Source organism: Bradyrhizobium sp. SZCCHNS1050, from assembly GCF_032484785.1.
Taxonomy (GTDB): Bacteria; Pseudomonadota; Alphaproteobacteria; order Rhizobiales; family Xanthobacteraceae; genus Bradyrhizobium.
Map to the genome: position 1 here is coordinate 4,408,282 of NZ_JAUETR010000001.1, position 23,319 is coordinate 4,431,600.

Genomic DNA, 23,319 nt, shown 5'->3' on the forward strand with positions numbered 1-23,319 from the left:
GGCCAATTCCTCATGGTGAGGGCGTCACTTGGCGCGTCTCCCGGACAATGCTGCGCATTGCCTGGTGAACCATGAGGCGGGGGATGTCTGGGGCCTCATCCTTTGAGACGCCATGCCGCGCATGGCTCCTCAGGATGAGGAGAGATGACCATGTGTTTAAGGCGCAGTCGTGCGCGTCGCCATATCGCAGATGGCTTTCATGACCGCATCGCGGATGCCGGGATCATAAAGATTGTGACCTGCGGCTTCGACGACACGGATTTCGGCGTCGCGCCAGATTTCGGCCAGGCGCGCGGAGGTGGAGGGCGGACAGAGCAGGTCATAGCGGCCCTGCACGATGATTCCGGGAATCCCGCTGAGCCTGCTCGCATCACGCAGCAACTGGCCTTTCGCCATGAAGCTGTCCTGCGAGAAGTAATGCGCCTCCATGAACGGCGTCGCCGGCAAGGCGGTGCCGGAGCGGATGGCGAGCCGATCCAGATGGGCGCGGGCGGGTTTGATCTCGGACAGCGCCCGCTCGGTGTCGTGCCAGGCGCGCGCAGCCGGGCCATGAATCGCCGGATCGGGATCGAGGATGCGGCGGAAATAGGCGTCGCACGGGTTGGCGCGTTCGTTCTCCGGCAGCATCTCCAGGAAGTCGCGGTGCAGGGCAGGGTGAAAGCGCGCCAGCGTCTCGCCGAATGCCGTCTCCACTTCCGCACGGGTGCCGAGGAACGTCGCCCGCAGCACCAGCCCCGTGACGCGCGTCGGGTGCGCCTGCGTATAGGCCAGCGCCAAGGTGGCGCCCCAGGAGCCGCCGGCGACGATCCAGCGGTCGAAACCGAACTTTTCGCGGATCGCCTCCATGTCGGCGATCAGGTCGGGCAGGGTGTTGTTGTCGCGGCTGCGCGCAGGACGCGAGCGGCCGGCGCCGCGCTGGTCGAACAGCACGGCATGGAAGCGCTCGGGATCGAACAGCCGGCGGTGATCCGGCTGGCATCCGGAGCCCGGCCCACCATGCAGATAGACGGCGGGGATGCCGGCGGCGCAGCCGCTGCTCTCGACGTAGATCTGGTGACCGCCGGAGACATCTAGCCATTCCGACGTCAGCGGCGCGAACGGATCGCTGCGGCGCGCGGAGGCGCGGCCGGCTTCGGCGTCAGGCATCATTGCTCTCGGGCGTGCCGCCGGCGAAGTTGCGATAGAGGAAGCGGTCCTTGCCCGAGGCCGCGTCACGCTCGGCCTGCTTGAAGATGCTCTCGTGCAGCGGCGACAGCGTGCAGGCCGGATCGGTATTCCCCGCATCGCCGGTCAGCGCGAACGCCTGGCAGCGGCAGCCGCCGAAATCGATCTCGCGGAACTCGCAGGATTTGCACGGCTCCTTCATCCAGCCGGTGCCACGGTAGCGGTTGAAGGCCTCGGAGTTCTGCCAGATCCAGGCGATCGAATGGTTCGACCGCACGGACATGAAGTCGAGCCCGGTGATGCTCTCGGCAGCGTGGCAGGGCAGGATCTTGCCCGAGGGAGAGATGTTGAAGAACTGCCGGCCCCAGCCGCCCATGCACTTCTTCGGCCGCAGCGCGTAGTAGTCCGGCACGACGTAGTCGATCGTCAGCGTGCCCTTCAGCCGCTCGCGCGCCTCCTCGACCATGCGGTCGGTCTCTTCGAGCTGGGCGTAGGTCGGCATCAGGCTGGCGCGATTCTTCAGCGCCCAGCCGTAATATTGCACGTTGGCGACCTCGAGCCGGTCGGCATCGAGATCGATCGCCATCTGGATGATGTCGGGCAGCTGATGCAGGTTCTGCCGGTGCATCACGGCGTTGACCGTCAGCGGCAGGTCGAGCTCGCGGGTCCAGCGCGCGACCTCGAGCTTCTTGACGTGGCCGCCCTTGTAGCCGCCGACGCGGTCGGCGATGCCGGCCTCGCTGCCCTGGAAGCTGATCTGGACATGGGACAGCCCGGCATCGGCCAGCTCCTTCAGCCGCTCCCGCGTCAGCAGCACGGCCGAGGTGATCAGGTTGGTGTAGAGGCCGACGTCGTTGGCATGCTGCACCAGCTCGACCAGATCCTTGCGCGCGGTCGGCTCGCCGCCGGAGAAGTGGATCTGCAGCACGCCGATCTCGGCGAGCTCGGACAGCACCTTCTTCCATTCCGTGGTGGTCAGCTCCTGTCCGGCGCGATCGAGTTCCAGCGGGTTGGAGCAATAGGGGCATTGCAGCGGACAGCGATGCGTGAGTTCGAGCAGCACGGCGAGCGGAATGCCGTAGGTTTCGGCCACGGAACCGCGCCGCTCCAGCACGGCGAGGCCGTCATTGCTGTCGATGGGCGGTGAGGTGTCGGTCAGCTCGGTCATGATGTCGTCTCCCGAACCTCGGTCAGGAATCCCTTGTCGGCGAGATCCTGCAGCATGGCAACCACATCGGTCGCGATGACGTCGCGAGGCGCGGCATATTTCGCCGCGAGCTCGTCGATGATATCAGCGACGCTGCGCGCGCCATCGCACAGCTTGAGCACCTCGATCGCGATCTCGTCCGGCGCCAGCACGCGTTCCGGCGCCAGGATCACCCAGAGCTGCCGGGTCTCGTCGAACTTCAGCTTGGCATGCCGCGGCAGCACCACGCGGCTGGTCTCGGCAACTTGGATGTGACGCGGGGCCATGGCGGGTCTCTAGCCGATGATTGTTGCGTTCTGTCCGATGCCGCGGCATCGGCGGTGCCCACCCTCCCCTGGAGGGGGAGGGTCGTTGCGCATCGCCCGCGATGCGCAACGGGGTGGGGCGATCTCTCCATGCGCACCGCGGCAGGTGGCTTCACCCCACCCCGCCTCGCGCTTCGCGCGAGCCGACCCTCCCCCTCCAGGGGAGGGTGGCACCGGTACCCTTGAGAGAGCCGCGAAGACCACGCTCAGCCCTCCTTCGGCACGAAGGCGCCGGGCGGGATGTGGCCCTCGACATAGGCATGATACAGCGCGTCGAGCTGCACCCACAGCACGTTGGTCTTGAAGATCAGCGCGTTGCACACGGCGGCGCGCTGCTCCGGCGTGGTGGCGTGCTCCTTGACGTAATGCAGCGCGAAGTTCGCGTCGCGCGGCGCCTGGGTGAGACGGCGCTTGAAGTAGCTCATCGTGTCGTTGTTGACGAAATCGTAGTGCTCGAGCATGCCCGAGATGCGCTCTTCATGGATGCTCGGCGCGAACAGCTCGGTCAGCGACGAGGCGATCGCCTCCAGCGGCGAGCGGTCGCGGCAGAAATGCACATAGGCTTCGACCGCGAAGCGGGTGGCCGGCAGGATGCCTTCGGTCGATTCGACGTAGGCCGTGTCGAGGCCGAGGCCTTCGGTCAGTTTGATCCAGCGCTCGATGCCGCCCTCGCTGCCGACATCGCCATCATGATCCTCGATGCGGTGCCGCCATTCCAGCCGCGTGGCGCGGTCGCGGAAGCGCGTCATCACCATCGCGTCCTTCAGCGGGATCGTCGACTGGTAGTAGTAGCGGTTGAGCGCCCAGGCCTGCACCTGGCCCTTGTTGAGCTTGCCGCCGTGCAGCAGCTTATGAAACGGGTGGTGGTTGTGATAGCGCGTCGCGCCGATATGGCGAAGTGCTGCTTCCAATTCGCTTGCACTGTTCAGCGTCACGCCGCGTCCGATCGACAGCGCCGTCATTCCGCTCAGATTGACCTCACTCACAGTACGATCTCCATCCCTTCAGCGGGGATTTCCCATCCCTCGCGTTCCAACGTTTGCCGCTCGGGTGAGGCGTGCAGCCACGCCGGATTGGAGTTGTTGATGTGCAGGAAGACCTTCCTGCCGATCGCGAGGTCCGCCAGCTGCTTGATCGCGCCGCTTTCTCCGGACATCGCGATATGTCCCATGCTCTGCCCGGTCTTGTTGCCGAGTCCGGCCTGGATCATCTCGTCGTCGCGCCACACCGTGCCGTCGAACAGCACCAAGGGCGCGCCCCTCAATCTCGTTCTCAGATCATCGTCCACGCCGGCACAGGCGGCGATGACGTAGCAATATTGCCCGCCTTCGAGATCGGCGATCTTCAGGCCCAGCGTGTCGCCGGTCGAGGAGCTGCCGCCGGGATGCTGCTTGTCGCGCAGATACCACGCGCTCGTTCCCGAGACGGCGAAGGCCGTGATCTCCAGGCCCGAGGGCCGGCCGTCCTGCAGCAGCGGCCGGAACGGCACATCGATCACGATCGGCACGCGCTTGACGGTCTCGTCCTTCAGCACATCGAAGATGTTGTTCGATCTGAGGATCGCAAGCACTTTGGGGTGCGCATGGATCGAAAACGGCGAGCTCTCGCGCATCGACAGCAGCCCCGTGACCGCGTCGATCTCGCCATTGGTCAGGATCACGCCGGCGATCGGACTGTGGCGCAGGGTGCCGGGCTTCGGATGCAGTTGCGGCGTGCGGGTAACCTGCTGGCGCAGATCGGGCGAGGCGTTGATCAGGAACCAGTTGGCGCCATCAGCGCTGACCGCGACCGAGGCCTGGCTGTTGCTGATCTCGGGATGATCGGTGCGCGCGGCACGGCACACGGCGCAGCCGCAATTCCACTGTGGCACTCCACCGCCTGCGGCGGCGCCCAGGACGACGAGGCGAAGCATGAGCCGTCTCCTGGAATTCAGCTGTGGTGGCGCACGCGATTACCAGCGGCAGGATCACCGACAGGCAGGCTGACCAATGGTCAGGACCGCCCGCAGGGAAGGTGACGAGGGTGGGACATCCGACTAGCGTACGGGCTGGCACATACGCGGTCGCTGATCCCCACCCTCAAGCGTCGACGTCCTGATCGCCGAGACCTGGACGTCACACCCGCGAATTATTTGCGGGCCGCGCAGGCGTACATGTTGATTTCCATGCCGACCGGCACTTCAACGATCTTCGGTGCTTTCCAGGCCATTGTCCTCTCCTTCAAGTCGGGACGGTTATCGTCCTCAGCAATAAACTACCGTGCTACGAAAAGTTCGCCAGTGGAATCTTTTTGTTTGAGCCTCTCAGGCCTGTTTATTGCAGTGCGAAGTTGCAGATGCGAGTTGCTGCCGTTTTCGTCGGAACGAGCCGTGAAAACAACGAATTCGTGATCGATGGCTTCGCAACACCGTTCAATTCGGTCCCTAGCTTGGGGGGCTGAGCTGGCCGGATAAAGCAGTCGTGAGATGTTCGAGACTTCAAAACCCCAGCGCGCGACCCCATTGGAAGCTGATGATGCCTAGATATTTCTTCAACACACGGATCGGCGAGGAACTGGTCTCCGACACCGACGGCGAGGTGCTGCGCAGTCCCGACCGCGCCTGGGAAGTCGCGCGCGACATGATCAAGGAACTGCTGCGGACCGAAGGCGGCAACGCGGCGCTGATGACGGCCGTCATCGAGGTGACCGACGAGGACGGTGAGATCGTGCTGGAGTTCCCGTTCTCCGAAGCGATCTTCAACATGCCGGCGCAATCGATGACGCGCCATTGAGCGCAGAACGGCCGCATGGCCGTTTCCCGAACGCCCGCGTGCTTGCGGCCGAGATCAGACCGAATGGCGCGGGCGCGCGATGTCGCCGCGCGTGCTGGCGATGCCCATCTCGAAACTGTCGGCGATGCGGCGGGCGCGGACGATGAAGAGCTCCGCGAGCTCCGGCGCGAGCAGGTCCTTCGCCGTCGCCTCGAACAGTTGCAGCCAGCGGTCGAAATGCGGCCCCCGCAACGATAGCAACAGATGCGGCCGCATCGGCGCGCCGCTGTAGCGGCCGGTCTTCAGGAACATCGACGACCAGAAATCGCTGATCCTGCCGATATGGTCGTCCCAATCCTCCACGGTACGGTTGAAGATCGGGCCGATCAGCTCGTCCTCCCGTGCGCGCCCGTAGAAGGTCTCGACCAGCAGGCGGATCGAGGCGTCGTCGAGTTCCGGATGTTGAACTGCGAGGGGATGGCGGTCAGGCTGGGCGGCAGGCATCGTCATGGCGTTGCATATAGGCACTCGCAGCGCCGATGGAAACGCCGGGCCGCCACGTCCGATCTCGTGGCGGCCCTGTCGTTCGCTCACGGCAGGCTGACGAACTCCACCCAGTTCGGCTTCTTGCCCACGGCGTAGGATTTCGGGCTCGTGAGCGCGCCGCTGGCCGGGTCGATCCGATAGACCGTCATCTCATTCGACACTTCGCCAACGGCGGCGAGATAGCGCCCGGTGGGATCGATGGCGAAGCCGCGTGGCTGGGTCTCGGTCGGCACGCTGCCGATCAGGCTCACGCGCCCGCTGGCCGCATCGACCTTGAAGCCGGCAATCGTGTTCGAGCCGCGCTCCGAGGCGTAGAGGAACTTGCCATCCGGCGTCACGTGCAGATCGGCCGCCCAGGGCTTGCCGGTGAAGCCTGAGGGCAGGGCGGTGGTGCGCTGCTGCTCGCTCCAGGTGCCGTTCTCCGCGTCATAGGCATAGACCGCGAGATCCGCGTTGAGTTCGTGCAGAAGGTAGATGAACTTGCCGTTCGGGTGGAAGATGAAGTGGCGCGGCCCTGACTTCTCCGGCGTCTTCACCGTCAGCGCCTCCTTGGCCGTCAGCGTGCCCGTCGCGGCGTCGAAGGCGAAGCCGAGCACCTGGTCGGAGCCGAGATTGGTCGCGAACACGAAGCGGTTGTCGGGCGAGGGCAGGAAGGCGTGGGCGTTCAGCCCGGTCGGGATCACCTGGCTCGGCGCCGCGACGACGCCATTGGCCTGGATCGGATTCACCGCCACCTTGTTGCCGCCATAGGAGGCGCTGAACAGCACCTTGCCGGTGCGGTCGAAGGCGATGTTGGCCATGCTGTCGGCGAGCGGCCCGTTGCCGATGTGGCTGAGCTGACCGGTCTTGGCATTGATCGCAAAGCTCTCGGCCTGGAACGGCTGCGAGCGGATTCCGGCGATAAGCACCGTCTTGTCCGGGCTGACCGCGAGCGGGGTCGACGAGCCCGGCTTGTCGACGCCGACGAAGGAAGCCGTCTGCGCCGGGGTCATCTCGCCGGTGGAAGCATCGAACTTGAAGACGCTGATGTCGTTGCTGTCGGCGTTGCCGACATAGGCATAGGTCTCGGCGTGGCCCGCGCGCGGCGCCAGCGTTGCTGCAGCGGCGAGAACGAATGTTGCGGCCATGATGGTGCCCGGTCTGATCATGTGGTTTCCCCCTTTTGTGATGTGCTTGCTTCAGCTCTTAAAGTCGAACGTGAAGCTTGACCAAGCCTGATTCCGGATCGATCGATGCAGGATGGGTATTGATCGCGACCGCACTTCGCACCCCTAACACGCGGCCAGTTTGTCTCTCCGTCATGCCCGGGCTTGTCCCGGGCATCCACGTCGGTCCACGCGCGCTGCACGACGTGGATGGCCGGGACAAGCCCGGCCATGACGAGGAGGCGAGGGCGAGTGCAACAAGACCCATGCGGTTTGCTGCCGAAGCTATGCTGGAGTGCCGCGCCGCGACGGCTTTCTCCCGGTAAGTGCTCGCGCTAGAACAAGCCCCGACACCACGGAGCTTCCCATGACCGATCTCTGGCGCCTGCCGGCTGCCGACCTTGCCGCCCTCATCAAGTCGAAGCAGGTCTCCGCCCGCGATGCCGCGACCGCGGCGCTGGCGCGGCTCGATGCGGTCAATCCGGCGATCAATGCCGTGATCGACCATCGGCCGGAGGAGGTCTTGAAGCAGGCCGACGCCATCGACTCCCGGCTGGCGCGCGGCGAGGATCCGGGGCCTCTCGCCGGCGTGCCGGTGACGATCAAGGTCAATGTCGACCAGGCCGGCTTCGCTACCACCAACGGCCTCAATCTGCAGAAGGACGCGATCGCCTCGGCTCACAATCCGGTCGTCAACAACCTGGTCAAGGCCGGCGCCGTGCTGCTCGGCCGCACCAACACCCCGGCGGTGTCCTATCGCTGGTTCACCAGCAACCTCATCCACGGTCACACCAAGAATCCGCGCGACCCCAGCATCACGCCGGGCGGCTCCTCGGGCGGCGCAGGATCGGCCACCGCGGCGGGCATCGGCCATATCGGCCATGGCACCGACATCGCCGGCTCCGTCCGCTATCCCGCCTATGCCTGCGGCATCCACGGCCTGCGCCCGACGGTCGGCCGCATCCCCGCCTTCAACACACAGTTCCCCGAGCGCCCGATCGGACCGCAGATCAGCGCCGTCTCCGGCCCGCTCGCCCGCACCATCAATGACGTCAGGATCGCGTTGGCGGCGATGTCGGCGCGCGACGTCCGCGATGTCTGGTGGATGCCGGTGCCGCTCGAGGGCCCGCCGCTGCCGAAGCGCGTTACCCTCTGCGTCAACCCGGACGGGCTGAACCCTGTGCCGGAGGTCGTGGCCGCCTTGCGCGATGCCGCCGGGCGGCTGGAAGCCGCCGGCTGGACCGTCGAGGAGATCGCGGACACGCCGCCGATGCAGGAGGCCGCGCTGCTGCAGACCCGTCTCTGGCTCGGCGACGGCTACGAGGCGCAGCTCGCGGCGGCCGAGAAGGAGGGCGACCCAGGCGCGCTGGCCTGCCTGCGCGGCGTCAGTGACAAGGTTCACCCATTCGACCTGTCGCAGACGCTCGCGCGCCGCGCCGCGCTGACCCGGCAATGGCTCCTGTTCATGGAGCAGCATCCGCTGCTGCTGATGCCGGTGTCGGGCATGCTGCCGTTCGCCGATCAGCTCGACCGCAAGGGCGAGGAGTCGTTCCAGCAGGTCTGGCACGCGCAGCTCACGCAGATCGCGATTCCGTTCTTCGGCCTGCCGGGCCTGACGGTCTCGACCGGCATGGTCGGCCGCGTCCCGGTCGGCGTCCAGCTGGTCGGCCAGCGCTTTCGCGAGGACGCGTGCCTTCTCGCTGGCGAAGCGATCGAGGCTGGCGGTACCCCGGCTTCGCCGATCGATCCGGTGCTGGGCTGATGGCCGGCATCTATGATTTCACCGCGACCTCGCTGAAGGGCGAGGAGGTGCCGCTGAAGCGCTTCGCAGGCCAGGTGCTGCTGATCGTCAACACCGCCAGCGCCTGCGGCTTCACGCCGCAATATCGCGGCCTCGAGGCGCTGCACCGCGCCTATGCGGACAGGGGCTTTGCCGTGCTCGGATTTCCCTGTAACCAGTTCGGCGCCCAGGAGCCCGGCACGGCCGAGGAGATCGGCGCGTTCTGCGCCGGCAAGTACGACGTCACCTTCCCGCTGTTTGCGAAGATCGACGTCAACGGTACCGATGCACATCCGCTCTACAAGTTCCTGAAGGGCGAGAAGACCGGCCTCTTGGGCTCGGCGATCAAATGGAATTTCACCAAATTCCTGGTCGATCGCCGTGGGAATGTGGTGTCGCGCCATGCGCCGACCACCACGCCCGAGGCGTTGAAGAAAGAGATCGAGGCACTGCTGTGAGCGACAACGAGACGACTGCGACCCCATTTCCTGACCGGCTGTCGGTCGATCCGAAGAGCCCCTACTACAATGCGGAGATCCTGTCGCGCGACGTCGGCATCCGCTTCAAGGGCGCCGAGAAGACCAATGTCGAGGAATACTGCATCAGCGAAGGCTGGATCCGCGTCGCCGCGGGGAACGCCAAGGACCGCCACGGCAACCCACTGACCATCAAGGTCCACGGCCCGGTCGAGCCGTATTTCAAGGATTGAGGCGACTGCGCTGCGGGCCTCTGGTGGTCGTATCGGCCAACCTCTAGCCTCAGCGATGAGGCAAACCGCCAACCCAGGACTCGTCATGCCCGGGGCTTGTCCCGGGCATCCACGTCGTCATTCCAGGCGCCCGACATGGATGGCCGGGACGGAGCCCGGCCATGACGGTGTGGAGAAGGGCGGGGTCGAAGCAGCTTTGCCCCCGCGTCGCGATGGGTAATTTAGAACGTTGATCGCAGATATTTGAGCGTCGTTCAAAATTATATTGAACGTCGCTCACATTCCGCTACACTCACCCATATCCGCACCGTCGGCACCGGTCCCGACGCGCGACGTCCCCAGGCGTTTGCGCGATCGGACCCCTGCGTGCCGTCTCCCGGCGGGGTCACAGAGGGTGATGACGATGGCCTATTCGGAACGAGATCTGCGCGCCGCCGCCGGGGCAGGCGCGATCGGGCCCGACGAGTTGCAGCGGTTGCTGACCTACCTCGAGCAACAAGCGAAGCCGGGTCCGGCGGCGCACGCGAAATTCGATGCCGCGCATCTGCTCTGGTACGCCGGCGCGCTGATCGTCATCGGAGCCATGGGCCTGTTCTCGACGGTGGCGTTCTCGCAGATGGGGGGCCGCGCCCTGACGGCCTGCGCGCTCGCCTATGCCGCCGCGTTCGGCTTCGCCGGCGACCACCTCTGGCGCCGGAGCTTGCGCGTCCCAGGCGGCCTGCTGATCGCCATCGCCGTGTCGATGGCACCGCTCGCCGTCTACGGCCTCCAGGCCGAATTCGGCTGGTGGGGCAAGTTCGGCAAGCCCGGCACGGTTCATGACTTCTACGTCTGGATCAAGGGCAGTTGGCTGTTCATGGAGATCGCAACCATCGCGGCGGGCGCGATCGCGCTGCGCTTCTATCGCGTGCCCTTCATCGTCGCGATCATCTCGGTCGCGCTGTGGTTCATGTCGATGGACCTCACGCCCTGGATCTTCAACGTCGGCCATTTCGACTGGGAGATGCGCCGCGTGGTGTCGATCTGGTTCGGCCTCGGCATTCTCGCGGTGGCGTGGATCGTCGACTACAACAGCCACAGCCGCGACTTCGGCTTCTGGCTGCACCTGTTCGGCCTGATGGCCTTCTGGGGCGGGATCACGGCCACCGAAGGCGCGACCGAGCTGGGCAAGGCGATCTACTGCCTGCTGAACGTCGGCCTGCTCGCGATCGCCGTCATCATCGTCCGCCGCGCCTACGCCGTGTTCGGCGCCATCGGCATCACGATGTATCTCGGCCACCTCGCCGACGTCGTCTTCAAGGACTCGCTGCTGTTCCCGTTCGCACTGTCGCTGATCGGCGTCGCGGTGGTCGCTGCGGGGCTGGCCTATCACCGCAAGCAGCGGGTGATCGCGGAGTGGCTGGCCGCGAATCTGCCGGCGGCGGTGCTGCGGCTGCGGCCGCAGCAGGCCGCAGCCTAAGCCGCTGGATCCTGTGAATGTCGCAGCCGCCTTCGAGACGCCGCCTTGGGGCTCCTCCGAGTGAGGTATGTATCCGCAGAGACAGCGTATCCCCTCTCCATGAACACGCCACTCGGCGTGTTCATGATCTGGTGTGCGGTGCCGCCCTCGACTTTTGGCCCTCTTTTGGCCCTCATGGTGAGGAGCGCTACTCACGGCGCGTCCCGAGCCAGAAGGCCCCAGACCACTGAAACTCAGTTTGTGATGTCAGATTCAGATAATGAGAGCCAAGTTGAGCTCGGTATACCGTACGTTGTGCACCTTCTCCGGAGGTCGGCGATGCCTATGCATCTGGTTTCGCTGTGGCTGGTGCTATGCTTTGGCAATGTCTCTCCTGGCCACGCCAACAGCTGGCTTGCTGATGGCAATGAGAGCAGTCTCCGGATGCAGACGGGCAGCTACCAAGCCTATGTCGATCGGATCATCGCAGTCGAAAAGGATCTCGGACCGGTCGCATCCCCGGTGGCTGGGATCTTTCTAAGCGGGCCGGGCAAACCGTGGTTCAATCTCGCAAGCTTCGAGAAGCTACGGCGCTTCAGCGCGCATCATTCCGAGTTCGCCATTCGCTTCATCTCCGAACCGGGGCAGCCCATCAGCCGCCGCGCCATCGCGACCTGGGCGATGCTTGGGCTCCCCACGCCTGATTACGTCAGCTTCCTTCAGAGGATGATCGACTTGCGCGATCAGGACCTGATCTCGTTGCGGGAACTCCGACTCACGGTATGGCCATTTCCTCCCGATGCGGTCGTCTGCGATTATACTGATCCTAATTTGCAAGCTGCACTGCGACGCATCCTCGCCCTTGGTGATCTCACGCCTGAATTCAGGTCAAATGTCGTTGTCATCCTCTCGGGCAAGGTGTCCGAAATCCAAAAGCGAGGCGAGCCTCGTCAATGCCTGAAGTTGCGTTGACCGTGTACAAAACAAACCGGGGCCAATGGAGTAGTGTGACCGATTCGTTAGGCCCGCCGAAAGCGCGACCAACATGCGTCCGCTCATGCATTTTCTGGTGAAACCGATTCACAGCGGCGCTCGCCAGGAAAGTCGCCGGTCGAGTTCAAGCTACGGCGCCAAGCAATTGTTTTGGCTGGGATACCAGTGACAGTGCACAAAACCTCTCGCATTTGGAGACGACGCAGTTACTGCTTCTCCCGCAGCAGGAATTTAACGAGCCGTACGGCTGCCCAAGTTCCTAAGAGGCTGCCCAGACTCACGCCAGCCACGATGCCCAACAGCACGACGATGCTCCAGTCGCTGTGAATGCCTCCCGGCGCGAAACTGAGAGCGAAAGAGCCGATGGCCAGAGCAGCGTATCCAAGCATGGCGGCCCCCAGCGCGAAGCCGATCACGCCTGCGACGCCGATGAACCCTGCTCGTGTGGCTTTCCCCATCCAAACATCTCCGACAATAGGCTGTCCCCGGGACGCAAGAATTCTCTTGCCATCTGTCGGGACCGGCCAGTCTGGATCGTCCTTGGGGCGAACACAAATGCTGCACGCATGCAGTGAGCCGTCAAACTCAAACCTGGAGCAATAATCATGAGGATCACCGTCGAAACCACCGTCGCAGCCCCGATCGATCAGGTCTGGCGGGCCTATACGACGCCGGCCGACATCGTGAAATGGAATGCCGCGTCGGACGACTGGCATACGACCAAGGCGACGGTCGACCTGAGAGAGGGCGGCGCGTTCTCGTCGCGGATGGAGGCCAAGGACGGCAGCATGGGCTTCGACTTCGCTGGCACCTACACGAAGATCGTCGAGCACAAGCTGATCGAATACGCCTTCGGCGACCGCAAGGCCGAGGTCCACTTCGAGCCCGGCCCGAAGGGCGTTGTCGTTCGCGTCGTCTTCGATGCCGAAACGACCCATTCGATCGAGCAGCAGCAGGGTGGCTGGCAGGCCATTCTCGACAGCTTCGCGCGGCATGTGGAGGCGAAACGCAAGGCGTCGTGAGGGCGAGGGGCCGAGGTCCCGGCGGGCGCCGTGCGCGGCGCCCGAATCTTTCACCTTGACAAATTCCGAAAATCAGCAATACTGCGCGCATCCTGTCCTTTTCGCAGAGGGGCGTACGCGTCGTCACGAACGTCGGGGCAGGGATGCGGTGGCCGCAGCGGCGACGGTGGACGACCGGCGTCGCTACGGACGGAGAAGTCGTGTGGTCCTGGCCTCTCGACGCTGAGGTCAAGTCTGCGTTGTTGCTTGACGGCACGCGCGGGCGATGGGGGCAAAAGAGCCCGATCCCCAGGGAGAGCACGAAGGACACCGTTCCAACCATCGCGCAGGGAAGGCCGGAATGCACCGGTCGTACCTGTGGTTCCTGCCCCGTGCATTTTCTCACGCACGGGGGCCATGGGTTGCGGCCAGCACCCGGTCTTCCCTGCGCCCTCTGTATTTGTCGGAGGGACATGTCGATGCAGCACTCGGGCGCTCTGCGCCGCGAGGCTACGGTCGCACGTCCCTGAGCTGTTTGAGATGTGAAAGCGGTCCAACCTCATCGTCGTCCCGGCGAACGCCGGGACCCATACGCCGCGGCGGATGTGGCTTGGCAAGGTCTAACGGCGAGCCTGCCCCAAACCACTCCCTGTGGTTATGGATCCCGGCGTTCGCCGGGATGACGACGGTGGTTGTTGCGAGAACCCACCGTCTAACCGGCGTCATTGCGAGCGCAGCGAAGCAATCCAGGGGGACGCGCGAGACTCTGGATTGCTTCGTCGCTTCGCTCCTCGCAATGACGGAGTTTGGAGTGGCTGTATGTGCCGAGCAATGGCGCGAAATGAACGTGAGAGAGCGCAGCGCGCGTCCGCAATCCCTACGACGACAGCCGCATATCCAGCAGCCGCCGGCCCTCGGCGCGCAGCAGCTTCTTGACCGCGCTCGAGGCCACGACCTCGCCGTCATTGGCATAGGCTTCGTGGTTCTTCTCGATGTCCTCGAGCCGATACAGGTAGTTCACCATCACGGTCGCGGATTCGCGCTGGCCCTTGGACGAGAGGTCGCCGAGCCAGTTGATGCGCTCGAGCCTGGCGCCGTTGCCGAGATGGAAGCGGGCGACGGGATCGATCACCTTGCCCTTCGAGGTGCGTGCCTTCAGGAAGTAGTGCGCGGCGAGCGGCTCGATCACCGGGCGCAGCTCGGCGGTCATCTCGGCATCCTCGACCCAGCGCGGCTCGTTCAGCAGCTTGAGCACGTTGCGATCCTCTTCGGTCGCATCGGTCGTCGACTTCAGCCAGTGCATGAAGCCGGGCACCGGCGACAGCGTGACGAAGGTGTCCAGCTTCGGCAGCTCGCGCCGCAGCTCCTCGACCACCTGCTTGATCAGGAAGTTGCCGAACGAGATGCCGCCGAGGCCGCGCTGGGTGTTGGAGATCGAATAGAATACGGCGGTGCGGGCGCGGTCGGCCGGCACCGGCGGACGATCGACGGCGAGCAGCGGCGCGATGGCGCCGGGGATGGTCTCGGTCAGCGCGATCTCGACGAAGATCAAGGGCGCATCGGGCATCGCGGGATGGAAGAAGGCGTAGCAGCGGCGATCGACCGGATCGATGCGGCGGCGCAGATCGTCCCAGTCGTGGATCTCGTGCACTGCCTCGTAGCGGATGATCTGTTCCAGAATGTTCGCCGGCGTCGACCAGTCGATCTTACGCAGCACGAGAAACCCCCTGTTGAACCATGAGCTCAAGAGATGCACGACGTCGCGATCGAGCGCGGCGAGTTCCGGATTGCCCTTGATGAGATCCAGGAGATCGGTGCGCATCGCCACCAGCTCGGGCGTGCCGCCCGGCGCGCGGTTGAGCCGGCGGATCAGCTCCTGCCGGCGCGGCTCGGAGGCGAAATGCAGCGCGCTCGCGCCTTCGTCCGATGGCGTCGCGCGCCAGTCGTCGATCGCCTTGGCGAGCCTGGCCTTGTCCGGACCGAAATCATGCACCAGCGCGGTGAAGAACGCCTTGCGGCCCTCGGGGTCGAGATCGTGATAGCCGTCGAGAACGTCGCGGGCCATCGCCGTGCCCGAGGCCTCGCCGGCGCCGGACACCAGCGCCTCGCACAGCTCGGCCAGGCTTTTCGCATCATGCTTGTCGACAGGGGCGCCGCCGCCGCGCAGCAGCGTCCGGCCTCGCTCGGAAATTGTGGTGATCAGGTCGGTGAAAAAGGCATTGGCCATCTGATGTCGGTCGAATCCCGGAGCGTGATGAAGGCGATGTTACATGGATTTATGGCAAAGCTGGCGACATTCAAACATAACAAATCGTCAACGCCGCCGTCGCGGCGTGCATATGCGGCCGGCGTGTCATGCACCTGTCTGCTCCGCGAATTCGGTCGGAGTGCGGCCGGTGACCTGCCTGAAGGCATGCGAAAACGCCGGCACGCTGGCATAGCCGAGATCGGCGGCGAGCTGCTTGACGGAGAGGTGACGGTCGGTGGACAGCCGCTCGATCGCGGCCGCGATCCGGGCGCGCTGGCACCACGCCTTGAAGCTCAGCCGCGTCTCCGCCGCGAACAGCCGCGACAAAGTGCGGGCCGAGCTGCCGACCTTGCCCGCCAGGGTCGCCAGGTCCTCCTCGCTCGCGGGAGAGGCGAGGACGAGCTGGGCGGCACGTCTCGCGCGCGGATCCTGCGGCAAGGGGATGAAGGTCGAGGAATCCTCGGCGCGGCGCAATTCGAGCAGAGCGAGCCGCACCAGCAGCGCCGTGCGCTCGGGCCCGCCGTCCGCCGCGAACAGCGCCAGGATCGCCTGGTGCAGCAGCGGCGAGACCTGCACCACGAACTCGCGGTCGAGCCGCGCGCCCCGCGTCTCCCGCTTCAGCCAGTCCAGCTCGAAATACAGCGTCCGCATCTGGCTGTCGGCCAGCATGTCGATGGCGTGGCCATGGCGCGCCGGCACCCAGACCGCGCGGTCCGGTGGCACCAGCCAGCGTCCCCGCGGCGTCGTCACCTGCATCGTGCCGCGCGAGGCGTAGATCAACTGGGATTCACGGTGCATGTGCGGATCGAGCCGCGCACCTTTTTGATAGAGGCGCGCGATCAGATGGACGCCGGGCTCGGTCGTCACCCGGTCGGCGCCGAGCGGCTTCAATGGCGTGTCCACGATGGTCATTGGCGGCTTCTCGTTGGTCGCGTCGACTATAACCGATCCGTCAGGAATCGAGGACAGCTCCCATGAACAGCGCCCGCCGCGTCATCGGCTTCGTCAACGCGGCCCATTTCATCGACCATTATGCGATGCTGATCTTCGCAGCCGCGGTCATCATCATGGGCCCGGCGCTCGGCATGGCCTATGCGGACCTCTTGCCCTATGCGACGCCGGGCTTCATCGCCTTCGGCGCCGGGTCGCTCCTGACCGGCTGGCTCGGCGACCGCTGGAGCCGGCGGCACATGATGCTGATCTTCTATCTCGGCATCGGCTTGTCGATGATCTCGGTCGGCTTGGTGCGGACGCCGTGGCAGCTCGGCGCGGCGCTGCTTTCGATCGGACTGTTCGCCTCGATCTATCATCCGGTGGGAACCGCGATGCTGGTGTCCTATGCCGACCGGCTCGGCCGCGACATGGGGCTGAACGGCGTGTTCGGAAATCTCGGCGTCGCCTCGTCTGCGCTGGTGACCGGCGTGGTCGGGCAATATCTCGGCTGGCGCTTCGCCTTCGTCGTACCCGGGGTGATCACGGTGGCGATCGGCGTGGTATTCGCGCTGGCGGTTGCGCATGAGGACCGCCGGGGATCGAAGCAGGCGGCGGCGCAGGCCCGCGTCGCGCGCGACCAGATGTGGCGCGTGGTGCTGGCGCTGCTGCTGGTGGTGATCGCGATCTCGACGACGTTCAACGCGATCACCGTGGCGCTGCCAAAACTGTTCGCGGAACGGCTGGCGGGGCTGACGCAGAGCCCGGCACTGCTCGGCGTGATCGCGGCCGGTGTCTACGTGTTCGGCGCGATGACGCAGTACACGATCGGGCGGCTGCTCGATCGCCACGCGCTGAAGACGATCGCGCTGCCGCTGTCGCTGGTGCTGGCGCCGCTGCTGTATCTCGCCGCCGACGCGCGCGACTGGGCGCTGATCGTGGCCTCGATCGGCATCGTCATGGGTGCGTTCGGGCAGGTCACCGTCAACGACGCCATGGTCGGCAAGTACACGGCCGAGGAATGGCGTTCGCGCGCCTATGCGGTGCGCTATTTCATCGGCTTCACCGCGGCCGGCGCCTCCGTCGGCCTCGTCGCCTGGCTGTATGAGCGCGGCGGCTTCGTCACCATGCTGCAGGCCTTCGCCGCGCTCTGCCTGGTTGCGGTCATCGCCGCGCTGATCCTGCCGCCGGAGCTTCCGGCGGCGCAGCCGGCGCTGCGGCCGGCGCCGGCGGAGTGAGAATGCGATCCACCCAAATTTTCCCAATTGCCAGGCATCCGCCGCCGGCGCAGCCTGGGCCGATATGCGCGTGCGCATACTGATGAGACCCGATTGGCCACCATGCGGGCGGCTGCGCTGGCGACAAGTCATTGAAGCACGACACCATTGAGGATCGACCGATGATCAATCGCTTCAGGAGAATGCTGGTGCTCGGGATGGCCGCGGCGGCCGGCCTTGCAGCCACGCAGGCGCTGGCGCAGAGCGATGCGCAGCGCAACGCGATCAAGTCGGCGTGCCGGTCCGACTACATGGCGAAATGCGCGAGCGTGCCGCCCGGCGGCACGGCGGCGTTCCAATGCCTGCAGAAGAACATCGCGAGCCTGTCCTCATCTTGTCAGACGGCGGTCAAGGCGCTCGAGCCTGCCGCGGAGGCCAAGCCTGCGGCAGAGGCCAAGCCTGCGGCAGAGGCCAAGCCTGCGGCAGAGGTCAAGCCCGCGGCAGAGACCAGGCCCGCGGCGGAAGCCAAGCCGCCGGGGGAAACCAAGCCTGCCGCGGAAGCCAAGCCGGCTTCGGTGCCGTCCGGCCCGGCCAAGCCGGCCGTCGCCGAGGCGAGCAAGTCTCCCGAGCCTCCGAAGGCAGCGGCGCAGCCGGCCGCGGCCGTTGCGGCCGTGCCTACGCAGTCCCCGGCGGCCAAGCCGGCTGCAGCGGCGTCAGCGCCCGCAGCCCAACCGAGCGAGGCGCAGGTGGCCGCGATCCGGAGTGCCTGCGGCTCCGATTACCGCAAGGTCTGCGGCAGCGTGCCGCCGGGCGGCGCCGCGGCGCTGCAATGCCTGGAGCAGAACCAGGCCAAGCTGTCCGCTCCCTGCGCCCAGGCGATGGCGTCTTCGCGCGGCGGCGCCGCGCCGGCAACTGCGGCTGTCGCCGCGCCCGCGGTGACAACCACCGCTGCACCGGCGGCGCCGGCGCTGGTGCTGCGACCGCTGCGGCCGCTCGAGGAGTTGCGCATCGTGAGGGCCGCCTGCGGCGCCGACGCGCGGGCGTTGTGCAGCGGCATCGAGCCGGGCGGCGGTCGAATCGCGCAGTGCCTCGCGGCCAATGCCGGCGCGCTGACGCCTGGCTGCAAGGGCATGCTCGCGGAGTTCGCGGCCAATCGCTGATACCGGCGAACGCCGCCGTTCACGGTTACCACCGTTGTGCGCACGGGGAGTAGACGAGAGCAAATCCACCCAAATTGTCACAATTGTCGGGCGGGGGAGTCCCAGGCAAGGTCGCGACGGGGTGGATATTTGACCAATCAGATCACGATCAGGAGTTTGAAGATGAGCGCCATTGTCTCACGTGCCATTATTTCCACGCTGTGCGGATTGTTCATCCTGGCGGCGATGCCGTTCGTGTCGATGTCGGATGCCAACGCCGTGGTCTGCGCTCGCGGCGTCGTGCGGGCCGGCTGCGCCGGTGCGGCGGGCGCCGTGGTGGTTCGCAAGCCGCCGGTGGCGGCTGCGGCGTGCCGCACGGTCATCGTCAATGGCGTCGCGGTTCGGCGCTGCGTTTAAGCGACGCTTAATCGGTTTTCGGTATCGAGTTATTTGAAACCGTAATTGCGACGCGCAAGTTTTGCGCGTCGCATGCTGCTTTGCGCAAGCGAGGTAAGCTGTATTTAACGGTGCTCCCGGCAAGGTGCGGCTCGTATCCAACCTGCAATCCAATGGGAGAGGGCCATGGCGTTTTGGCGCTGGCTGCGTGACGCAGCCCTGGCAGCTGCGGTAGTCACGTTTGCCGGCAACGCCGCCGGCGCAGCCGGCTTGAAGGAAGAAATCGCGCCGACCGGCAAGCTTCGCGTCGCCATTGCCGTTGGCCCCGCCGGCGGTGCGTTCTGGTGCGTCAAGTCGGACAGCGGCTATTCAGGCGTTCCGGTCGAACTGGGCAAGGCCATGGCCGCGCAGGTCGGTGTGCCCGTCGAGTTCGTCGAGCATCCAAATTCCAATGCGATCACCGATGAAGCTGCTCGGGGCGTCTGGGATGTGGCCTTCATGCCGAAGGACGCGGAGCGCGAAACCAAGGTCTCGTTCGGTCCGGTCTACGATTCGGTCGAGACCACCTTCATCATCCGCGCCGGTCTCGACGTCGCCAACATCGCCGCGCTGGACCAGGCCGGCACCGAGGTTGCGGCCATCAACGACACGACCGTGCTGCGCGGTGCCAAGGCTTTCCTGAAGAAGGCGACCGTCACCGGCTTCAAATCCTACGAGGAAGTCTATGCGCTGCTCAGCGCCGGCGAGATCGACGCGCTCGCGCTGGCGCGCGATCAATTGAATCTCATCGCCAAGCAGATTTCCGGCACCAAGGTGCTCGCCGAGACCTTCAAGAAGACGGACACCGCGGTCGCGGTGCCGCTGAAGCATCCGCAGTCGCTGGCCTTCGTCACCAAGTTCATGACGGATTCCAAGGCGAACGGTCTGCTCAAGAAGGCCTACGGCGCCAACAATCTGAGCGAGTCGACTTTGCTCACCCAGTAAGCGCACCCGACGCTGCTTGGCCGACTCTCCCACGCCACCGGCGGGGGAGAGCCATCGTCTCAGCCGGCACGCTTCATCGTCAGTTCGGCGCCCGCCTCACAATCGGATCGAGGCCGCTTTCCGCGATGACGTGACGCGCGTCCGGTGATTGCAGGAACTTGATGAGCGCCTCGCCGGCCTCCGGCTCCTTGGCGGCCGTAGCGATGCCGGCGGAGAACACGGTGATCTTCTGCAGTCCGGCCGGCAGCGGCCCGACGATGTCGATGCCCTTCACCGGCTTGAGCTCGCTGATCTGCTGAAAGCCGATCTCCGCTTCGCCCTGGGCGACGATCTCGCCGACGGGAGTGGCCGGAATCATCCGCGCCTTGCCTTTCATCTCGTCCTTGATGCCAAGCTTGTCGAACATCTCGGTGGAGACGTAGACGCCGCTCGCGCTGTCCGAATAGGCGATGGTCTTGGCGGCGATCAGCATGCGTCTCACGGCTTCCGCGTTCGAAATATCGGGATGCGGCGTCCCCGACTTGACCGCGACGCCGATCGGCGAGTTGGCGAGGTCCGCGCGGCTATCCGGCGTCACCTTGCCCTTGGTGGTGAGATCGCTGAGCGCGTAGCCCACCATGATGAGGACATCGGCCGGTTCGCCGCGCTCGAGGCGAACGGGAATCGCATTCGTGGTTGTTCCCATCGACGGGCCGTAGGCAATCGTGACCTTGTGACCCGAGCGCCGCTCGAATTCCGGCACCAGGGATTTGAACGCAGCGGTCATGCCGCCGGAGATCATGACGTGGACTTCTGCGGCTTGGGCCGCGGTGGTCAGGAGGAACGCGGCCGAAGCGGCGAGACCGATGGTGCGGAGATGGGTCGAGAGGATCATGGCAGGCTCCGAGGCGAACGGCTGGAGGCCGGGGCGCCTTGGATAGCCCGACTGTGTCGGGAAGGCCAGCGCTCCACAGGGCCGGCCATCCCTCTGCAATGCGTCGCGCTTGCGGCGTCACTGTGTCTGCAGCGCGGCGAGACTGTTCGCCGCCACCTCAGCCGGCCTGATAGGCCGGCGCGGATGCGAGAAAGTCGTTATACGCGTCCGCATCGGGCGGCGTGAACATCTCGGCCAATGGATTGCGCCGTCGGCGCTGAGCGCCGATGTCGGCAAGCAGTTCATCGAAATGCTTGAAGTGATAGGGCGCGACGCAAAGTCCGCCATACACGCCCGCGGCAGGGCGCTCGATCCGCTTGAAATGCAGCATCATCTCGATGTTGTCGCGCATCTCGCGCTCGCTCGGTTGATGCGCCAGCTGTTTGTCGGCATACCGCACCAGCCAGTTGGCGGCCATGTCCGCACAGAGCACGGTGCAGAAGCTCGAATTGAAGCCGACGAATCCCATGTCGGGAAGATCGGGATTGGCGATCAGCCGATAGAGCCGGTACTGCCCGTCCGGATCGACCAGTCTGGCGCGGTCGGCATCCGACAGAAACGGGACCCCGAGCTTGTAGCCGATGGCGAGGATCGCGACGTCGGCCGGAATTCGTTCGCCGCCGCTGGTCACGATGGTGTTCGGCTCGTAATGGCCGAAGGTGCCGTAGACGGCCTTGATCCGGCCGTCTGCGACCATCGGGAAGAAGTCGGGCGTCGCGATCGGGACTGAGCAGTTCACGCCGTCCTCGATCCTGCCCTTCGGCACCATGTTGCATTTGGCGAGCTTCAACTGCATCTTGAGCAGGCTTTCCAGGCCGCGCCAATTGGCCGAGACGAGCGGCTTGGCCAGCAGATGGGCAAGGCGCGAGAGCGGGCCCATGCCCCAGCTTGGGAACATCTGCTCCTGGGCGCGGATATAGAGGATGCGCTTGAAGTTGATCAGACCGCCGATGAAGTAGGGAATGCGCCACACCGCTTCACGAAGCACGATCGTGACCGAGCGCGCGCCGGAGCGCACGGCGTTGACCGCGATGTCGGTTGCCGATTTCGAGCCGCCGAGGACCACCACGTCGCGCCCCTTCGTGAGCGCGGCATCGTTGTATTTCGAGGAATGCAGGATCAAGCCGCCGGCGGCCGCGAATTGATCTTCGCCGCCAAGCGACAACGTCTGCGGCTCGTTGAACTGACCGGTGCAGACGGCGACGAAATCGAAATCCTCCCGGCGCGTCCGGTCTCCTGTTTTGAGGTCGAGGCTCCATCCAGGCTTGCCGTCACTGCGGCGCTGCATCGCAAGCACGGTCGTGTTCAACCGCATCAGGCGGATGAGGTCGTGGGATTTCGCGTAGTCGGCAAGATAGGCATGGACCTGCGGTCCCTTCGGCCATTCGGGGTAGTGATCCGGCATCGCCTTGTCGGTGTAGCGATAGAGCTCCTTGGGGCTCTGCGTCTGCACGTCGGGATAGGACCGCGCGGGCTCCCAGACGCCGCCGAGATCGACGCTCCGCTCGACGATGGTGACGTCGTGCCCGCGGGCGGTGAATGCTTTGGCTGCAGCCAGGCCGGAGACGCCGGCGCCGATCACACAGACATTCTTTCGGCTGATCATGGGACCTCCTTGTTGTCGAGCGCGCAGCCGCGTTCGGGCGGCATTCGCCCGCCGCGCTGCAGAAGCCCGCGAGAGTTTGATGGCGACGAAGGTCGCCCGGCGCGACCGAGGCGTGCGATGCCGACGGATGCGGCAGCATCGAAATCAGGGCGAGACGGATCTCGCCGATCGCATCTCGTTCGAGCGCAGCCGCTGCTCATGCCGCAGGCGCACGGAGCCGATAGCGATGATCGCGCGCCGTTCGTACCGCAACAAAAGGGCGGGGGCGCCCGCTGGGGCCCGCGCTGCCGCCTAGTCGTTGGCCTCCGGGGGCAGGAAGTCGACCTCGTGTTCCGCCGAGATCCGCACCACTTCGGCTGGATCGGCGAGATTGTCGAGCATGTTGAACAGCGCTTCCAGCTTCTGCATCGGGGAGACCCAGAACAGCGCGCGCGCCGGCTTGTCGGATTTGTTGAAGTAGCCATGCGGAATACCGCGCGGCATGCGCACGAGGTCGCCGGCATTCGCCTTGACCCAGACGCCGTCGAGCTTGAGGTCGAGGACGCCTTCCTGCACCAGGATGAACTCGTCCTGGGTGGGATGAACGTGAACCGGCACGAACTGCCCGGGCTCGCTGTTGGTCTCGAAGGCGAACGTGGAGTCGGTGACGGCTTTCGGATAATAGAGCTGACCCAGGATATTCCAGGTCTTGCCGGCATAGCCGGTACCTGCGCGCGTGATGCCTTTTTCGAGTGTGATCATGCCGGATCTCCTTGCTGCACGCGTGGGAGGATCAAGCCGGGGCGACGCCGAGTCTATCCAGAAAACGAATCCCTCGACGTCAGTTGCTAATTATTATAGGTTTCAAA

The 23,319-nt window shown here is 65.3% G+C and carries 25 protein-coding genes; 11 read left to right on the plus strand and 14 right to left on the minus strand.

Going from position 1 to position 23,319, the window contains the following annotated elements:
* Positions 1-156: 156 nt before the first annotated feature.
* From pip to pqqA, 6 genes are all read right to left on the minus strand, one after another.
* Positions 157-1,146 (minus strand): prolyl aminopeptidase, encoded by a 990-nt coding sequence (gene pip / locus QX094_RS19880; RefSeq protein ID WP_315718020.1) that lies wholly within the window; start codon positions 1,144-1,146, stop codon positions 157-159.
* Positions 1,139-2,332, minus strand: coding sequence for a pyrroloquinoline quinone biosynthesis protein PqqE (gene pqqE, locus QX094_RS19885; protein ID WP_315750211.1), 1,194 nt, complete (start codon positions 2,330-2,332; stop codon positions 1,139-1,141). The genes pip and pqqE overlap by 8 nt, the downstream gene beginning before the upstream one ends.
* On the minus strand, positions 2,329-2,637 hold the full coding sequence (pqqD, locus tag QX094_RS19890; RefSeq protein WP_315750212.1) for a pyrroloquinoline quinone biosynthesis peptide chaperone PqqD: 309 nt from the start codon (positions 2,635-2,637) through the stop codon (positions 2,329-2,331). Before pqqD ends, pqqE begins: the two co-directional genes overlap by 4 nt.
* 245 nt (positions 2,638-2,882) lie before the next feature.
* Positions 2,883-3,638: a pyrroloquinoline-quinone synthase PqqC gene (gene pqqC, locus QX094_RS19895; protein ID WP_409977980.1), complete on the minus strand. Its 756-nt coding sequence runs from the start codon at positions 3,636-3,638 to the stop codon at positions 2,883-2,885.
* Between the two features lie 20 nt (positions 3,639-3,658).
* The gene (pqqB, locus tag QX094_RS19900; protein WP_315750213.1) at positions 3,659-4,588 is read right to left on the minus strand and encodes a pyrroloquinoline quinone biosynthesis protein PqqB; all 930 of its coding nucleotides are present in this window, start codon (positions 4,586-4,588) and stop codon (positions 3,659-3,661) included.
* A 215-nt stretch (positions 4,589-4,803) separates the two neighbouring features.
* Positions 4,804-4,884, minus strand: a complete 81-nt coding sequence (pqqA, locus tag QX094_RS19905) for a pyrroloquinoline quinone precursor peptide PqqA (protein ID WP_012029362.1) — start codon at positions 4,882-4,884, stop codon at positions 4,804-4,806.
* A 305-nt stretch (positions 4,885-5,189) separates the two neighbouring features.
* Between pqqA and QX094_RS19910 the strand changes: the two genes are divergently transcribed.
* On the plus strand, positions 5,190-5,447 hold the full coding sequence (locus tag QX094_RS19910) for a DUF6894 family protein (protein ID WP_315718026.1): 258 nt from the start codon (positions 5,190-5,192) through the stop codon (positions 5,445-5,447).
* Between the two features lie 54 nt (positions 5,448-5,501).
* On the opposite strand, the gene QX094_RS19915 is transcribed toward QX094_RS19910, so the two are convergent.
* Positions 5,502-5,936 (minus strand): group III truncated hemoglobin, encoded by a 435-nt coding sequence (locus QX094_RS19915; protein WP_315750214.1) that lies wholly within the window; start codon positions 5,934-5,936, stop codon positions 5,502-5,504.
* An 80-nt stretch (positions 5,937-6,016) separates the two neighbouring features.
* Positions 6,017-7,120: a lactonase family protein gene (locus tag QX094_RS19920; protein WP_315750215.1), complete on the minus strand. Its 1,104-nt coding sequence runs from the start codon at positions 7,118-7,120 to the stop codon at positions 6,017-6,019.
* Between the two features lie 364 nt (positions 7,121-7,484).
* On the opposite strand from QX094_RS19920, the gene QX094_RS19925 reads away from it, so the two are divergent.
* The 5 genes from QX094_RS19925 (at position 7,485) to QX094_RS19945 (ending at position 12,016) form a co-directional block, all read left to right on the plus strand.
* The gene (locus tag QX094_RS19925) at positions 7,485-8,879 is read left to right on the plus strand and encodes an amidase family protein (RefSeq protein ID WP_315750216.1); all 1,395 of its coding nucleotides are present in this window, start codon (positions 7,485-7,487) and stop codon (positions 8,877-8,879) included.
* On the plus strand, positions 8,879-9,355 hold the full coding sequence (locus QX094_RS19930; RefSeq protein ID WP_315750217.1) for a glutathione peroxidase: 477 nt from the start codon (positions 8,879-8,881) through the stop codon (positions 9,353-9,355). The genes QX094_RS19925 and QX094_RS19930 overlap by 1 nt, the downstream gene beginning before the upstream one ends.
* The gene (locus tag QX094_RS19935) at positions 9,352-9,606 is read left to right on the plus strand and encodes a DUF3297 family protein (RefSeq protein WP_315718031.1); all 255 of its coding nucleotides are present in this window, start codon (positions 9,352-9,354) and stop codon (positions 9,604-9,606) included. Before QX094_RS19930 ends, QX094_RS19935 begins: the two co-directional genes overlap by 4 nt.
* A 403-nt stretch (positions 9,607-10,009) precedes the next feature.
* Positions 10,010-11,065, plus strand: a complete 1,056-nt coding sequence (locus QX094_RS19940) for a hypothetical protein (protein WP_315750218.1) — start codon at positions 10,010-10,012, stop codon at positions 11,063-11,065.
* A 318-nt stretch (positions 11,066-11,383) separates the two neighbouring features.
* Positions 11,384-12,016 carry a hypothetical protein gene (locus tag QX094_RS19945; RefSeq protein ID WP_315750219.1) on the plus strand — a complete coding sequence of 211 codons (633 nt, stop codon included), beginning with the start codon at positions 11,384-11,386 and terminating at the stop codon, positions 12,014-12,016.
* 227 nt (positions 12,017-12,243) lie between these two features.
* On the opposite strand, the gene QX094_RS19950 is transcribed toward QX094_RS19945, so the two are convergent.
* Positions 12,244-12,495 (minus strand): hypothetical protein, encoded by a 252-nt coding sequence (locus tag QX094_RS19950; protein ID WP_315750220.1) that lies wholly within the window; start codon positions 12,493-12,495, stop codon positions 12,244-12,246.
* 147 nt (positions 12,496-12,642) lie between these two features.
* Between QX094_RS19950 and QX094_RS19955 the strand changes: the two genes are divergently transcribed.
* Positions 12,643-13,059, plus strand: coding sequence for an SRPBCC family protein (locus QX094_RS19955; protein ID WP_315750221.1), 417 nt, complete (start codon positions 12,643-12,645; stop codon positions 13,057-13,059).
* Positions 13,060-13,915: 856 nt separating this feature from the next.
* On the opposite strand, the gene QX094_RS19960 is transcribed toward QX094_RS19955, so the two are convergent.
* A complete protein-coding gene (locus tag QX094_RS19960; RefSeq protein WP_315718038.1) occupies positions 13,916-15,265 on the minus strand; it encodes a malonyl-CoA decarboxylase in 1,350 nt (449 codons plus the stop codon).
* Between the two features lie 126 nt (positions 15,266-15,391).
* Positions 15,392-16,198 carry a helix-turn-helix transcriptional regulator gene (locus QX094_RS19965; RefSeq protein WP_315750222.1) on the minus strand — a complete coding sequence of 269 codons (807 nt, stop codon included), beginning with the start codon at positions 16,196-16,198 and terminating at the stop codon, positions 15,392-15,394.
* Between the two features lie 62 nt (positions 16,199-16,260).
* Between QX094_RS19965 and QX094_RS19970 the strand changes: the two genes are divergently transcribed.
* The 4 genes from QX094_RS19970 (at position 16,261) to QX094_RS19985 (ending at position 19,952) form a co-directional block, all read left to right on the plus strand.
* Positions 16,261-17,454, plus strand: coding sequence for an MFS transporter (locus QX094_RS19970; RefSeq protein ID WP_315750223.1), 1,194 nt, complete (start codon positions 16,261-16,263; stop codon positions 17,452-17,454).
* 161 nt (positions 17,455-17,615) lie between these two features.
* Positions 17,616-18,593, plus strand: coding sequence for a hypothetical protein (locus tag QX094_RS19975; protein ID WP_315750224.1), 978 nt, complete (start codon positions 17,616-17,618; stop codon positions 18,591-18,593).
* 162 nt (positions 18,594-18,755) lie between these two features.
* On the plus strand, positions 18,756-18,989 hold the full coding sequence (locus tag QX094_RS19980) for a hypothetical protein (protein WP_315718042.1): 234 nt from the start codon (positions 18,756-18,758) through the stop codon (positions 18,987-18,989).
* 165 nt (positions 18,990-19,154) lie between these two features.
* Complete coding sequence (locus QX094_RS19985; protein ID WP_315718044.1) at positions 19,155-19,952, plus strand: transporter substrate-binding domain-containing protein; 798 nt, start codon at positions 19,155-19,157, stop codon at positions 19,950-19,952.
* Between the two features lie 79 nt (positions 19,953-20,031).
* On the opposite strand, the gene QX094_RS19990 is transcribed toward QX094_RS19985, so the two are convergent.
* The 3 genes from QX094_RS19990 to QX094_RS20000 form a co-directional block, all read right to left on the minus strand.
* Entirely contained in the window at positions 20,032-20,826 is a 795-nt protein-coding gene (locus tag QX094_RS19990; RefSeq protein WP_315718045.1) for a substrate-binding domain-containing protein, read from the minus strand.
* Between the two features lie 157 nt (positions 20,827-20,983).
* Positions 20,984-22,471 (minus strand): flavin-containing monooxygenase, encoded by a 1,488-nt coding sequence (locus tag QX094_RS19995; protein WP_315750225.1) that lies wholly within the window; start codon positions 22,469-22,471, stop codon positions 20,984-20,986.
* Positions 22,472-22,762: 291 nt separating this feature from the next.
* Complete coding sequence (locus QX094_RS20000; protein ID WP_315718048.1) at positions 22,763-23,212, minus strand: cupin domain-containing protein; 450 nt, start codon at positions 23,210-23,212, stop codon at positions 22,763-22,765.
* Positions 23,213-23,319: the final 107 nt, after the last annotated feature.